The sequence below is a fragment of the Pseudomonas sp. R38(2017) genome (assembly GCF_002112395.1).
Taxonomy (GTDB): Bacteria; Pseudomonadota; Gammaproteobacteria; order Pseudomonadales; family Pseudomonadaceae; genus Aquipseudomonas.
Genome location: NZ_NEHN01000004.1, coordinates 54,341 through 68,274 on the forward strand (window position 1 = coordinate 54,341; position 13,934 = coordinate 68,274).

The 13,934-nt window shown below is 61.9% G+C and carries 10 protein-coding genes; 3 read left to right on the forward strand and 7 right to left on the reverse strand.

Annotated elements, in window-relative coordinates; translation table 11 throughout:
* Nucleotides 1–148 precede the first annotated feature (148 nt).
* Together CAF87_RS10150 and oadA are read left to right on the forward strand one after the other, a co-directional pair.
* Nucleotides 149–1,564 (forward strand): acetyl-CoA carboxylase biotin carboxylase subunit, encoded by a 1,416-nt coding sequence (locus CAF87_RS10150; protein ID WP_085708794.1) that lies wholly within the window; start codon nt 149–151, stop codon nt 1,562–1,564.
* 11 nt (nt 1,565–1,575) lie between these two features.
* Nucleotides 1,576–3,384: a sodium-extruding oxaloacetate decarboxylase subunit alpha gene (gene oadA, locus CAF87_RS10155; protein WP_085731318.1), complete on the forward strand. Its 1,809-nt coding sequence runs from the start codon at nt 1,576–1,578 to the stop codon at nt 3,382–3,384.
* 104 nt (nt 3,385–3,488) lie between these two features.
* On the opposite strand, the gene CAF87_RS10160 is transcribed toward oadA, so the two are convergent.
* The 5 genes from CAF87_RS10160 to CAF87_RS10180 all read right to left on the reverse strand — a co-directional run bounded on the left by CAF87_RS10160 (nt 3,489) and on the right by CAF87_RS10180 (nt 10,094).
* The gene (locus CAF87_RS10160) at nt 3,489–4,844 is read right to left on the reverse strand and encodes an autotransporter domain-containing protein (RefSeq protein ID WP_371850979.1); all 1,356 of its coding nucleotides are present in this window, start codon (nt 4,842–4,844) and stop codon (nt 3,489–3,491) included.
* Between the two features lie 313 nt (nt 4,845–5,157).
* Entirely contained in the window at nt 5,158–8,115 is a 2,958-nt protein-coding gene (locus CAF87_RS10165; RefSeq protein ID WP_085731320.1) for an autotransporter domain-containing protein, read from the reverse strand.
* 213 nt (nt 8,116–8,328) lie between these two features.
* The gene (locus CAF87_RS10170; protein ID WP_085731321.1) at nt 8,329–9,000 is read right to left on the reverse strand and encodes a GNAT family N-acetyltransferase; all 672 of its coding nucleotides are present in this window, start codon (nt 8,998–9,000) and stop codon (nt 8,329–8,331) included.
* A gap of 12 nt (nt 9,001–9,012) precedes the next feature.
* On the reverse strand, nt 9,013–9,459 hold the full coding sequence (locus CAF87_RS10175) for a GNAT family N-acetyltransferase (protein ID WP_085731322.1): 447 nt from the start codon (nt 9,457–9,459) through the stop codon (nt 9,013–9,015).
* Nucleotides 9,460–9,470: 11 nt separating this feature from the next.
* The gene (locus CAF87_RS10180) at nt 9,471–10,094 is read right to left on the reverse strand and encodes an FMN-binding negative transcriptional regulator (protein WP_085731323.1); all 624 of its coding nucleotides are present in this window, start codon (nt 10,092–10,094) and stop codon (nt 9,471–9,473) included.
* A 92-nt stretch (nt 10,095–10,186) separates the two neighbouring features.
* On the opposite strand from CAF87_RS10180, the gene CAF87_RS10185 reads away from it, so the two are divergent.
* On the forward strand, nt 10,187–11,740 hold the full coding sequence (locus CAF87_RS10185; RefSeq protein WP_085731324.1) for a PLP-dependent aminotransferase family protein: 1,554 nt from the start codon (nt 10,187–10,189) through the stop codon (nt 11,738–11,740).
* A 58-nt stretch (nt 11,741–11,798) separates the two neighbouring features.
* Here the strand turns inward: CAF87_RS10185 and CAF87_RS10190 are convergent, their stop codons facing one another.
* Together CAF87_RS10190 and CAF87_RS10195 are read right to left on the reverse strand one after the other, a co-directional pair.
* Nucleotides 11,799–12,899, reverse strand: a complete 1,101-nt coding sequence (locus CAF87_RS10190; protein WP_085731325.1) for a polyamine ABC transporter substrate-binding protein — start codon at nt 12,897–12,899, stop codon at nt 11,799–11,801.
* Nucleotides 12,896–13,921 carry a histone deacetylase family protein gene (locus CAF87_RS10195; protein ID WP_085731326.1) on the reverse strand — a complete coding sequence of 342 codons (1,026 nt, stop codon included), beginning with the start codon at nt 13,919–13,921 and terminating at the stop codon, nt 12,896–12,898. The genes CAF87_RS10190 and CAF87_RS10195 overlap by 4 nt, the downstream gene beginning before the upstream one ends.
* Between the last annotated feature and the right edge of the window lie 13 nt (nt 13,922–13,934).

Below are 13,934 nucleotides of genomic sequence, written 5' to 3' on the forward strand. Positions count from 1 at the left end.
CTTTACTTATGCCTGACCCAATTTTTATTCATTTTTGTTAATCCCTTGTGAGCGCTAGTGTGAAGCCGCGACCAGATTGAAACATTTGGTCACGCGTCGACCTGGGTCTAGCAGGTCGTGGGTACCACCGGCTCAAGGGAACCTCCAAGTGATAACAAAGATCCTGATCGCCAACCGTGGTGAGATTGCCGTACGAATCGTGCGTGCCTGCGCCGAGATGGGCATTCGCTCGGTTGCGATTTTTTCCGACGCCGACCGCCATGCCTTGCATGTGAAGCGTGCGGACGAGGCCCACAGCATTGGTGCCGAGCCGCTGGCCGGTTACCTGAATCCGCGCAAGCTGGTGAACCTGGCCGTGGAAACCGGTTGCGATGCACTGCACCCAGGCTACGGTTTCCTTTCGGAAAACGCCGAACTGGCAGAGATCTGCGCCGAACGCGGGATCAAATTCATCGGTCCGTCGGCGGAAGTCATCCGCCGCATGGGCGACAAGACTGAAGCGCGCCGCAGCATGATCAAGGCCGGTGTGCCGGTTACTCCGGGTACCGAAGGCAACGTCTCGGGCATTGAAGAAGCGTTGAGCGAGGGCGACCGCATCGGTTATCCGGTGATGCTCAAGGCCACTTCCGGTGGTGGCGGGCGCGGTATCCGTCGCTGCAACAGCCGAGAAGAACTCGAACAGAACTTCCCTCGCGTCATTTCCGAAGCCACCAAGGCCTTCGGTTCGGCCGAAGTGTTCCTGGAAAAGTGCATCGTCAATCCCAAGCACATCGAAGCGCAGATCCTTGGCGACAGCTTCGGCAACGTGGTGCACCTGTTCGAGCGTGACTGCTCGATCCAGCGCCGCAACCAGAAGCTGATCGAAATCGCCCCGAGCCCGCAGCTGACCCCGGAACAGCGCGCCTACATCGGCGACCTGTCGGTGCGTGCAGCCAAGGCTGTGGGCTACGAGAACGCCGGCACCGTGGAGTTCCTGCTCGCCGAGGGCGAGGTGTACTTCATGGAGATGAACACCCGGGTGCAGGTGGAACACACCATCACCGAAGAAATTACCGGGATCGACATCGTCCGCGAACAGATCCGCATCGCCTCCGGCCTGCCGCTGTCGGTGAAACAGGAAGACATCCAGCATCGCGGTTTTGCGTTGCAGTTCCGGATCAACGCCGAAGACCCGAAAAACAACTTCCTGCCGAGCTTCGGCAAGATCACCCGTTACTACGCCCCCGGCGGACCGGGCGTACGGACCGATACGGCGATCTATACCGGCTACACCATTCCGCCGTTCTACGACTCGATGTGCCTGAAACTGGTTGTGTGGGCACTGACCTGGGAAGAGGCGATGGACCGTGGCCTGCGCGCCCTCGACGACATGCGTCTGCAAGGCGTGAAGACTACCGCCGCGTATTACCAGGAAATCCTGCGCAACCCGGAATTCCGTAGCGGCCAGTTCAACACCAGCTTCGTTGAAAGCCACCCTGAACTGACCAACTACTCGATCAAGCGCAAACCCGAAGAGCTGGCCCTGGCCATCGCCGCCGCCATTGCCGCCCACGCAGGCCTGTGAGGAATAGAACAATGACTAAAAAGATTTTCGTAACCGACACCATCCTGCGCGACGCCCACCAATCGCTGCTCGCCACCCGCATGCGCACCGAAGACATGCTGCCGATCTGCGACAAACTGGACAAGGTCGGCTACTGGTCGCTGGAAGTCTGGGGCGGCGCGACCTTCGACGCCTGCGTCCGCTTCCTGAAAGAAGACCCGTGGGAGCGCCTGCGCCAATTGCGCGCCGCGCTGCCCAACACCCGTCTGCAAATGCTCCTGCGCGGTCAGAACCTGCTGGGCTACCGCCATTACAGCGATGACGTGGTCAAGGCGTTCGTCGCCAAGGCTGCGGTCAACGGCATCGATGTGTTCCGCATCTTCGACGCCATGAACGACGTGCGTAACCTGCGTGTGGCGATCGAAGCGGTGAAGGCTGCCGGCAAACACGCCCAGGGCACCATCGCCTACACCACCAGCCCGGTGCACACCATCGACGCGTTCGTCGCCCAGGCCAAGCAAATGGAAGCCATGGGTTGCGACTCGGTGGCGATCAAGGACATGGCCGGTTTGTTGACCCCGTACGCTACCGGTGAACTGGTGCGTGCGCTGAAAGCCGAACAGTCGCTGCCAGTGTTCATCCACTCCCACGACACCGCCGGCCTGGCAACCATGTGCCAGCTCAAGGCGATCGAGAACGGTGCCGACCACATCGATACCGCGATCTCCAGCTTCGCTTCCGGCACCAGTCACCCTGGCACCGAATCCATGGTTGCTGCGCTCAAAGGCACCGAGTTCGATACCGGCCTGAATCTGGAGCTGCTGCAAGAGATCGGTCTGTACTTCTACGCCGTGCGCAAGAAATACCACCAGTTCGAAAGCGAATTCACCGCCGTCGACACCCGTGTTCAAGTCAACCAGGTACCGGGCGGGATGATTTCCAACCTGGCCAACCAGTTGAAAGAGCAGGGCGCTCTCAACCGCATGAACGAAGTGCTGGCGGAGATCCCGCGCGTGCGCGAGGACCTCGGCTTCCCGCCTCTGGTAACTCCGACTTCGCAGATCGTCGGCACCCAGGCGTTCTTCAACGTGCTGGCTGGCGAGCGTTACAAGACCATCACCAACGAGGTGAAGCTCTACCTGCAGGGTGGCTACGGCAAGGCGCCGGGCACCGTGAACGAGAAGCTGCGTCGCCAGGCTATCGGCAGCGAAGAGGTCATCGACGTACGTCCGGCCGACCTGCTCAAGCCGGAAATGACCAAGCTGCGTGCCGATATCGGTGCACTGGCCACGTCTGAAGAAGACGTGCTGACCTTCGCCATGTTCCCGGACATCGGCCGCAAGTTCCTCGAAGAACGTGCTGCCGGCACCCTCACCCCGGAAGTGCTGCTGCCAATCCCGGAAGCGGGCAAGGTGGCTTCGGCCGGCGGCGAAGGCGTACCGACCGAATTCGTCATCGACGTTCACGGCGAAACCTACCGCGTGGACATCACCGGTGTCGGCGTCAAGGCCGAAGGCAAGCGTCACTTCTACCTGTCCATCGACGGCATGCCGGAAGAAGTGGTGTTCGAGCCGCTCAACGAATTCGTCGGCGGCGGCAGCAGCAAGCGCAAGCAAGCTTCGGCACCAGGTCACGTCAGCACCACCATGCCGGGCAACATCGTCGATGTGCTGGTCAAGGAAGGCGACACCGTCAAGGCGGGCCAGGCTGTGCTGATCACCGAAGCGATGAAGATGGAAACCGAAGTCCAGGCTGCGATTGCCGGCAAGGTCACCGCCATCCATGTTGCCAAGGGCGACCGGGTGAACCCGGGCGAAATCCTGATCGAGATCGAAGGCTGAGATAACGGCCTCGATACAACGCTTTAAACCTCGGGGGGGCATGTGCTCCCCTTTTTTTTTGCTTTCAAAGTGCTGCCGCACCGTGCGGCAGCAACCGTCTGGACTTAGAACGCCATTCGCCACTGGCCTGATACGCCGTGGTTTCGGCTGTCGGTACCGATCTCACCCGACAAACCAACACCGAGTGTGTGGCTGGACGAGACGGCCAGATCCAGCCCGGTGTCGAGCGTCAGGCTGTTGCGATCCAGCTCTGCGCCGTAAACGGTGTAGTCATGGCCGCCGGTGACCAGACGTTGCCGGGTGCTGGTGTAGGTCTCGCCATAAACGTGTTTCCACCCCGCGCTGAATCGTGGTGTGAGGCGCATGCCGTTATCCAGCGTGCTGACTTTCGCCATGCGCAGGCCGACGGTGGTGTTGAAGTTGCCCTGGGATTGATCATCCACCCTGAGCGCCGCCGCCCCGCCTTTTTCGGTGTAGCCGTCGCGCTGGTAGCGTTGATAGCCGAAGCTGGCAAAGGGTTCGATGCTGATGTTGGCCTGCCCCAGGTTGTATCCCGACTCGATGAACGCTTGCTGGGTAGTGGCCTGGTAGTTGCCTTTCAGTCGGTCATGGAAGCGGCCGAACGCGACTTCGCGGCGGGTACTGCCTTCATGGTTGCTCCAGGTCGCGCCGAGCCGAAGTGACAACGGACCGGTCTGGCGCAAGGCGTAAGCGCCGAGGTGCCAACTGTCGAGGTCGCCGTCCAGCTCCTTGCTGTCGATGCGCGTGTCGGAGGTGCCGCCCATCAAGCCCAGTCGCCATTCTTCGTCCAGGCGCCAGTCCGCGCCTAGCAGCAGTCCTTTGGTGGAATGCTGCATGGGCTCCACATCGCGATCCAGTTTCCCGCTGTGGCCGAGGGCCTTCAGCCAGACCCTGCCGTTCTCGGCGTTTCCGGCCGCGTGGCGAGGTGCGTTTGGTTGATTGTCATGCAGGTTATCGAGTTGGTGCATGGCCGACAGCAAGCTGGCGCTGACCGGTGTGACGCTGCTCAAGGTTGCCTTGGCGAGGTTGGCGTTGCTGCCACCGGCCAGTTGATCGAGGGCAAGGGCGGCCGTGGTTTCGTCGGCAGCGAGCAGGGCTGCAACGGCTGGGTTGCCTGGAGGTGGAGGGGAATCCGTTGACGGCGGCTGGTCCACCACTTGGGTTTGTTGAGCTGCGGGCGTTTCCGCCAGAACCGGTTCCGGTAAGGGCGCTGGTTTTTCCAGGCTTTCTTCGAGCGCGCTGCCGCTCTCTGTCGTGGCGACTTTCCTGGATGGAATATCGTCGGATGTGTGAGCGGGTAGCGCCGGAATCTCAGTGCTGGCGGGGATTGCTTCCAGTGGCGGAGCGATCCTTTCCTCACGCACTGTTTCTTCAGCGAGATTAAGCGGAGCAGTTTTTTCTTTCTTCTTGCGCGCAGGCTTGGATTTCACCTCGTCCATGACGGGCGCGTCGGGCTCCGACTGTTCCGCCAGCGAAAATTCTACGCAACCGACTGCCAGCGCAACCGCCAGGACAAGATGTTGGAACTTGTATTTGCATTGAATGGGCATTCAGTTCGACCTATCGAAAGATGAGGCCAAACTGTAAAAGTCGATGCCGGTGCGCCGATGCCGGGCGATTCCGAACCGTGTGCAGGCGATGACGTCTGCTTTTGTAGCCCGGTCAGTGACGAGTGATGAGCCCGCCCCTGTTTACCCGATCCACCAGACGCCTTTGCCTACAACACTCGCTGAAGTATCGATTGGCGAAATCTCAAAAACTCATCTGCCACTGCCCGATCAACCCGTGATTTCGGCTGTTGCTGCCAATCTCGCCGGTGTATCCGAGCCCCAGCGTATGTCGCGCCGAAACGCCCAGATCCAGCCCTGCTTCCAGCACCAGGCTGTCACGATCCAGCGAGCTGCCATCGACGCTGAATGCGGTGCCGCCAACGACAAATGCCTGACGGGTCGAGCTGCTGACATCGCCGTAGGTGTGCTTCCAGCCGGCGGCCATCCGCGGAGTCAGGCTCATGCCATTGTCCAGCGAGCTGAGGTGCGCAAGGCGTACGCCGAAGGTACTGCTGAAGTTGTCCTGGGTCTGGCTGTCGACCTGCAAGGCCGCCGCGCCACCCTTTTCCTGATAACGGTCGCGGTGATAGCGCTGGTAACCGAGGCTGGCGAATGGTTCGGCGCTGAGTCGGCCAGTGCCCATGGCGTAGCCGAGTTCGGCGAACGCTTGCTGGCTGTCGGCGTCGTAATCCCCCTTGGGACGATCGCTGAAACCATTGAATGCGATGGTGCGCTTGCTTTCGCCCTGATGGCCGCTGTACGCCGCGCCCAAGCGCAGAGCCAGCGGGCCGTTTTGATGCAGCGCATAAACACCGGCGTGCCAGCTCTCGACATTGCCGTCGACGCCGGTGGCGTCCAGGTCGGTCTTCGAATAGCCGCCGAGCACGCCCAGACGCCACTGCGGATTGAGTGCCCAATCGGCACCGAGCACGCTGCCTTTGGTGCGCTGTTCCAGACCGCTTCTGCCGTGTTCGCCATCCAGCTTGCCGTAGCCGCCGATGGCCTGCAGCCAGAGCCGGCCCCGGGCGTTCGGGTCATTCAGGTTTCGCGCTTCGGACGGTACGCCGTTGGCGGCGAGAATCGGTGTGTCGCGTTGATCGAGGCCGACCATCAAGCCGGGACTGCCGCCCATTTGCTGCATCGCCGAGAGCATGCTGCTGCCGACCTGGCTGCTGGCACCGAGAGTGGCGCTGGTCAGGTTGGCGTTGCTGGTGCCGGCCAGTTGCTCGATGGCCGCGCCTGCGCTGCTTTGAGTGGTGTTGAGCAAGGCGTTGTACAGCACGTTGTTCTTGCCCATCGAAGCCAGGCTGTTGGCGGCGTTGCTGCCGTTGCCGGTGACGGCGAATTCATTGAACGCCACGTCATTGCGGGTGTAGGTCAGATCGACCTGAGTCGACGTGTAAGCGAGGGTTGGCGTGAGGAACGCGTAGTCGCTGGTGACCGCGCCAAACGTGCCGTTGACCCGCGCAGCCTGCAGCACCGTGTAATGGCTCTGCCACGGATACGTGCCGCTGCCGGGATTGACCGCCAGCGTCGCGCCGTTGAGGTTGGCGGTGCCGCCGATCTGAACCGGCGCGCTGCTGCCATCGGCATTGACGCCGTAGGCGAGAGTGGATGCGCTGCCCATGTTCAAGTCGTGCACGACGGTCGCGGTGCCGAGGCGGGTGTCAGTGCGCAGCTTGCCATTCACGTTGAGGTTGCCCACTGAACCACCGCCGGCATACACGCCGCCGGGGTCTACGGTCAGGTTGCCGGCGATGCCGCCCTGGTTGATCAGGGTCGAGCCGTTGCGCACGGCACCGCCGTCACTGAAATCGCCGCTGCCGGTGAGGGTCCAGGCGCCTTGCTTGACCTCCAGCCATTCAAAGTTGCGGCTCGCACCGAAGCTGCCGCCCGCCGCGTCGTCCATCACCACGCGGTCATAACCAGTGCCGCCATCGACCACGCCGATAAACCGGCTGCTGTTGCGCAGTGTCAGGCTGTCGTTGCCACCGCCCAGATCCAGCGCCAGGCCGTTGCTGCCGCTGATCGTGCCACCGTTGATTACGTTGTCGGCGAACTCACCGACGAACTTCACGCCGAAACCGTCGAGCCCTTGAATGGTGCCGTAGTTTTCCAGCATGGTGGCCGCCAGCCCCGAACCACCGCTGCCGTCATCCACCAGAATGGCGCTGTTGGCGCCGCTGATCAGTGCGCCTTTGGCGTTGAGGATGTAACCGCCGCCCAGAGCGATGCCTTCACTGCCGTTGGCGAAACCACCCTTGTCCACGCCGCCGGCGCCGACGCCTTGAATGGTGCCGTAGTTTTCGATGTGGGCGATCTTGTCGATGTCCACGCCGTCGCCGTCGCCATTGGGTTGCAACCCGGAATACGCGCCGGTGATGGTGCCGTGGTTGATCACCGTGCCGTCGCCATCGGAACCGAAACCGGAACCGTTGCGCCCGGTGATCTGCCCGTAGTTGACCAGCGTCGCGCCGAGGTCGGTGGTGATGCCATGTCGGCCACCGGAAATCACGCCGTAGTTGGTCACGCTGACGCCGGTCGCGGTGTCGATATCGATGCCGTCGAACTTCTCGTCGGCGTTGTGCGAGTCACCGGTGGAGATCTCGCCGTAGTTGCTGATGGTCGCGTTGGCGCCAGTCTTCATTCCGTCGCTGGCGTCCCCACGAATCAGCCCGCCCGCGCGGTTGATGATGGTGGTTTTGACCCCGTCGCTGCGCAACGCATCCAGATCCAGGCCTTGGCCTGTGGTCGAGCGAATGGTGCCGCTGTTGTCGATCAACAGGCTGCCGTTGACGAAGTTGCTGTCGATGCGGATCGCATCGTTGGAACCGAGAATTTGCCCGCTACTGCGGTTGTAGATCGCGTAATTGCGTGCCTGGGTCAGATCGCCGCTGCTATCGATGGCCCGGCCGCCGGTGGAGATGATCTTGCCCGCGTTATCGATGATCACGCCGGCAGCGCTGGTGCTGTCCTTGAGGCTCACGGCCTTGCCGCTGTTGGTGATGCTGCCCGGCACCGAAATCGTCAGGGTGTCACTGCCGCCCAATGTCTGTGACGCGGTGGTGGCGGTGTCGATCACGACATTCTTGCCATGGGCGGCACTGGTGGCGATCAACAGGGCGGTGGCGAGCGACAGGCGCTGAGGCGGGAGCGGCATGGGGAGAACGTCCTTTTAGTTATAAGTGAGGGCGTTCTGTATAGCGGAGCGGGTTTACAGAATGATGTCTGGGCTATGTGCATTCTTTTGCAGATATGTCTGCGAGTTGAGTGCTTCATCTGCAATTGGTTGCAGATGAAGCAATAACAGACAGGAAGCGCCCTCCAACTTCTGCAGTCGCCGTCGGGGGCTTCCTTCTTTGCGTTTACATACTCAGCCGCGGCACTCGACCAACCCTTTCACCTGCCCCTCGGCCGTCTGATTCTCGTCGCTCAACCAGCGCTCGAACCCGGCCGCAATCGCCGGCCATTCCGAATCCAGAATCGAGTACCACGCGGTGTCGCGATTCTGGCCCTTGACCACCATGTGCTGGCGGAACACGCCTTCGAAGCTGAAGCCCAACCGTTCGGCCGCATATTTGGAGCGGGCATTGCCGTTGTTGCATTTCCATTCGAGGCGGCGGTAGCCGAGGGCGAAGGATTCTTTGGCCAGCAGGTAGACCGCCTCGGTGCTTTTCGGCGAGCGCTGCATCGGGGCGCCGAAGGTGACGTGGCCGATTTCGATGCGGCCCTGGGCCGGGACGATCGACATCAGGCTGAGGATGCCTTGCACCTGGCCGCTGGCGCGGTCGATGACGCTGAAGAAATACGGGTCGCTGTGGGCGGCGTGGTTGTTCAGCCAGTCATTGAAGGCGCTGCGCTCCGGGAACGGGCCGTAGGGCAAGTAATCCCAGAGTTTCGGGTCGGCGCCCGGGCCTTGCAGGGCGCTGAACAGGTCGTCACCGTGGCGCGCCGGGTCGAGTTTTTCCAGGCGGATGAAGCGACCTTCGATCAGGGTGGAGGAGGGTGGCGGAACGCCTTTCCAGTCGGCGAGTGAAATCGTCATGCACGTGGCTCCTTAAATGGCTTTGCGAAACTGGATGAAACCCGGGCGCTCGGCGATGCGCTCGTAGAGCTGGATCGCGGTGGCGTTGGTTTCGTGGGTCAGCCAGTGCACCTTGCAGCAACCGTCGGCCTTGGCGGCGGCGTAGACGTGTTCGATCAGCAGACGACCGACGCCAGTGCCACGGGTTTGCGGCTCCACCAGCAGGTCTTGCAGGTAGCAGGAGTTCTCGATGCTCCAGTTCGAACGATGGTAGATGAAGTGCACCATGCCCACCGCTTTGCCGTCAGCCCAGGCGAGGGCGGCGTGGGTCGGTTCGTTCGGGTCGAGAAAACGCTGCCAGGTGCTTTGGCTGACGGCCTCCGGGAGCTCGGTGTTGTAGAAGCGCAGGTAGGCCTGCCACAGCGGCCGCCAGGCCGCGTGATCGGCGGCGCTGACCGGACGGATGTCGATCTGATTCATGGTGATTTTCCTTAACGCATCAAGTGAGCGAGGGTTTGATCGTTGATGTCGGGGCTGGCGGCCAGCCCTTCGCGCACGCCGGCGATATCTTCGGCGCTGCGGTTCTGACTGAGCTTGCGCTTGCCTTCGAGCCGGTCTATCGGAATGGCGAACCCGACGATGGCCTTGAGCATGCCGTCGATGTAATCGGCCGGCGCATCGTCGACTGACCAGGGCTGGGCGCGGCCGGCCTCATGGCGATCAGTGAGGGTGCTGACGATGTCCAGCAGGCGACCGCCATCGCTGAAGGTTTCGGCGTGACCATAGGCGTGTACGGCGATGTAGTTCCAGGTCGGCACGACTTTGCCGTGCTCGGCCTTGCTCGGGTAGAAGCCCGGGCTGACGTAGGCGTCGGCACCGGGGAAAATCAGCATCGCCTCGGCGCCGTCACGCAGGTCTTTCCACTGCGAGTTTGCCTTGGCCAGATGCCCGTAAAGCGTGCCGTTCGGACCTTGTTCTCGATGCAGCAGCACCGGCACATGACTGGCCTGCAAGCCCTGCTCACCGTGGGTCACCAGGATGGCGAGGCGAGTGGCAAGGATCAGTTCGTGCAGTTGGGACAAGTCGTCGATGGCAAAGGCGTGGGGCGTGTACATGGAGATATTTTCCTTGGCGAATGCCTGCATCGTAGGCAGGCTATTGGTCTGTTGTAAGAGCCATTGATGACCAATTTCATAGGTCCATTGTCATGCCCGATTCGACCACGCTGTCGCTGCCGTTCAATCCTGCCGGCATTGAACTCGACCGCCGCAAAGGCCTGAGCCGCCAGCTCTATCAAGCCTTGCGCCTGCGAGTGCTCGACGGGCGACTGGCCGGCGGCACGCGGCTGCCGGCCAGTCGCGATCTGGCGGCAGCGCTGGCGATCTCCCGCAACAGCGTGGTGCGTGCCTACGATCAGCTGTATGCCGAAGGCTTCATCGAGAGTAGGGTCGGGGACGGCACTTATGTGGCGCAGTTGCCACAATCGACGAGACCGGCGAAAAAACTATCCACAAAAGTATCCACAGGCTTTTCAACAGGCTTACCCACAGCCTTATCCACAAAGTCAGTCGATTTCACTGGTGATTTATCCAGCAAAGTTATCCACAGCGGTGCGATGCAGCGGCTTGAACAGAACCATTTGCCGACGCCGCCGAGTGGTCCGCCACGGGCTTTCAGGGTGGGGGTTCCGGCGTTCGACCTGTTCCCGTTCGACGTCTGGGCCAAGCTGAACGCGGCGTTCTGGCGTAAACCCGACTTGCAGCAACTGTGTTACGGCGATCCGGCGGGCGATGCGCGCCTGCGTGGTCTGATCGCCGCTTATTTGCGCAGTTCGCGCGGCATGCAGTGCTCGGCTGAACAAATTGTGATCACCAGTGGCGCGCAACAGGGAATCAGCCTTTGTGCACAGTTGCTGGTGGAGCCTGGCGCCGGGGTGGGCATCGAGAATCCCGGCTATCGCGCAGCGGGTCATGCGTTCGCGCTGGCTGGTGGTCGGCTGCATGGCATCGCCCTGGACGAAGAGGGCATCGACTGTGCGGCACTGGCGGCCGCCGAAGATTGCCGGGTGGCGTATGTCACGCCGTCTCATCAGTACCCGACCGGGGTCGTGATGAGCCTGGCGCGCCGTCTGGAATTGCTGGCCTGGGCCGAGCGCACCGGCGGCTGGATCGTCGAGGACGACTACGACGGCGAGTATCGCTATACCGGCGCGCCGCTGGCTCCGTTGGCAGCACTCGATCGGCAGGGCCGTGTGCTCTACGTCGGCACTTTCGGCAAAGTCGCGTTTCCGGCGCTGCGTCTGGGCTATCTGGTCTTGCCGCCGGGGCTGGTTGAAGCTTTTGCTCAGCGGCGAGCGGTGGATGTGCGGCATTCCGAAGTGAGCACTCAGGCGGTGATGGCCGAGTTCATGGCAGCTGGACACTTCCAGCGACATATCCGGCGGATGCGGCGGGCAGCCCTGAGCCGGCGCAACGCCCTGATTAACGGCTGGCCTCAAGGTCTGGCCGGTGTCGGCGAGCTGCCGGCGGTGTCGGCCGGACTGCATCTCACGGTGGCAGTCGACAGCGTCGCCCGTGAACAACAATTGATCGAACAGGCCGCCAGTGTCGAGGTGGAAGTCCACGGCTTGAGTCGTTATTGGTTGCCGGATTCGACGACCCCGATCGATCAACGCGCCGGTCTGGTGCTGGGTTTTGCTGCGGTTCCGGAGCCGGCGATCGAGTCGGCTCTGGCCCGTTTGCGGCAAGCCTGGGGTGAGTGAACGCGGAATAATGGTACCAAAGACCCGCCAACGCGGGTCTGGGATGGACGGGGATACTTCAGGTACCGGACTTGATCTTGGTCCACGCCCGGGTCCGTGCCCGCTCCGCATCCCGTGGCAACGGTTGCAGGGTGTACAGCGTATTCATCGCCGCATCGGTCGGGTACAGGTTGGGGTTGTTGCGGATGGCCGGGTCGACATGTTCGGTGGCGTCCTTGTTCGGGTTCGGATAACCGACGAAGTCGCTGACCGGCGCGATCACCTGCGGTTGCAGCAGGTAATTGATGAAGGTGTAGGCGTCCTGCGGGTTTTTCGCGCCTTTCGGGATGGCGAGCATGTCGAACCAGATCGGCGCCCCTTCTTTCGGCAGGCGCATATCGACCACCACACCGTTCTTCGCCTCTTTGGCGCGGTTGGCGGCTTGCGAGAAACTGCCGGAATAACCGACCGCGACGCAGATGTCACCGTTGGCGATATCGGCCATGTACTTGGACGAATGGAAGTAGGTCACGTACGGGCGAATCTTCATCAGCAAGGCTTCGGCCTTGGCGTAGTCCGCCGGGTTCTTGCTGTTGGGATCCAGGCCGAGGTGTTGCAAGGCCAGCGGCAGGATCTCCGACGGCGAGTCGAGCAGGGCGACGCCGCACTGCTTGAGCTTGCTGATGTTCTCCTCCTTGAAGATCAGATCCCAGCTGTCCACCGGCGCGTTGTCCCCCAAGGCCGCCTTGACCTTGGCCGGGTTGAAGCCGATCAGAATGGTGCCGTACATGTACGGCACGGCGAACTTGTTGCCCGGATCGTTGGCCTCGATCAGCTTCATCAGTTTTGGATCGAGGTGGTTCCAGTTCGGTAACTGGCTGCGATCCAGCGGCTGGAACACCCCGGCCTCGATCTGCTTGGCCAGGAACACGTTGGACGGCACCACCACGTCGTAACCGGAGTTGCCGGTCAGCAGCTTGGCTTCCAGTGCTTCGTTGGTGTCGAAGATGTCGTAGACCAGTTTGGTCTGGCTGTTCTGCGACTTGAAATCCTCCAGTGCCTTGGGGGTGATGTAGTCGAACCAGTTGTAGACGCGCAGGGTACGTTCTTCAGCGTGGGCGGCGCCGCTCAGCAGTGCTGCACAGAGCACGGGGACGATGAAATGCTTGAGACTTTTCATGACTCGAAACCTTCCAGCACGTTCACCGCATTGATGCCGATTTCCTCTACCGCGTAACCACCTTCCATGACGAACAGGGTCGGTTTGCCGAGGGCGGCGATGCGTTTGCCCATGGCCAGGTAGTCCGGGCTGTCGAGCTTGAATTGCGAGATCGGGTCGTCCTTGAAGGTGTCGACACCCAGCGACACGACAATGATGTCAGCGCCGTAGTTTTCGATCTCCGCGCAGGCCTGATCCAGCGCCGCACTCCAGACATCCCAACCGGAGCCGGCCGGCAACGGGTAGTTGAAGTTGAAGCCTTCGCCGGCCCCTTCGCCGCGTTCGTCTTCGTAGCCGAGAAAGAATGGAAATTCCGCTTCCGGATGGCCGTGGATCGAGGTGAACAGCACGTCGCTGCGCTGGTAGAAAATCGATTGGGTGCCGTTGCCGTGGTGGTAGTCGACGTCGAGGATCGCAACCTTCTTGTGGCCCTGATCGAGGAATGCCTGGGCGGCGATAGCGGCGTTGTTGAGGTAGCAATAACCGCCCATCAAATCGCCGGCGGCGTGGTGTCCCGGCGGACGGCACAGGGCGAAGGCGCCACGGGCGCCGCGCTGGATTTCCGCTTGTGCAGTCAGCGCCACTTGCGCCGCGCTGTAGGCGGCTTGCCAAGTGCCGGCAGTGATCGGCGCGCCGCCGTCGAAGCTGTAATAGCCGAGCTGACCGTGCAGGCTGGTCGGTTTGACCTGACGCAAGGTGCGCGCCGGCCAGGTGTAGGGCAGCAAGTCGCCGTCGGTGTTGAATTCGGTCCAGCGCGCCCAGGCGCCTTTGAAGAAGTCGAGGTAGTCGCGGCTGTGGATGCGCTCGATCGGCCCGAGGCCGAAATCCTTCGGCGCCTCGACCGGGCCGAGGTTTTGGTTTTTTACCCGTTGCAGCACGTGGTCGGCGCGGGACGGCATCTCGAAGCAAGGCTTGAGTTGCCCGTCGATCAATTCGCAGCGGCCATGGTGCAGGTGGTGATCGTCAGAGTAGATCGTCAGCATTTGTTGTTCTCCG

Coding starts and splice junctions, on each gene's coding strand:
- oadA (WP_085731318.1), top strand. CDS start 1,576: ATGACTAAAAAGATTTTCGTAACCGACACCATCCTGCGCGACGCCCAC.
- CAF87_RS10160 (WP_371850979.1), bottom strand. CDS start 4,844: ATGGACGAGGTGAAATCCAAGCCTGCGCGCAAGAAGAAAGAAAAAACT.
- CAF87_RS10165 (WP_085731320.1), bottom strand. CDS start 8,115: ATGCCGCTCCCGCCTCAGCGCCTGTCGCTCGCCACCGCCCTGTTGATC.
- CAF87_RS10170 (WP_085731321.1), bottom strand. CDS start 9,000: ATGACGATTTCACTCGCCGACTGGAAAGGCGTTCCGCCACCCTCCTCC.
- CAF87_RS10175 (WP_085731322.1), bottom strand. CDS start 9,459: ATGAATCAGATCGACATCCGTCCGGTCAGCGCCGCCGATCACGCGGCC.
- CAF87_RS10180 (WP_085731323.1), bottom strand. CDS start 10,094: ATGTACACGCCCCACGCCTTTGCCATCGACGACTTGTCCCAACTGCAC.
- CAF87_RS10185 (WP_085731324.1), top strand. CDS start 10,187: ATGCCCGATTCGACCACGCTGTCGCTGCCGTTCAATCCTGCCGGCATT.
- CAF87_RS10190 (WP_085731325.1), bottom strand. CDS start 12,899: ATGAAAAGTCTCAAGCATTTCATCGTCCCCGTGCTCTGTGCAGCACTG.
- CAF87_RS10195 (WP_085731326.1), bottom strand. CDS start 13,921: ATGCTGACGATCTACTCTGACGATCACCACCTGCACCATGGCCGCTGC.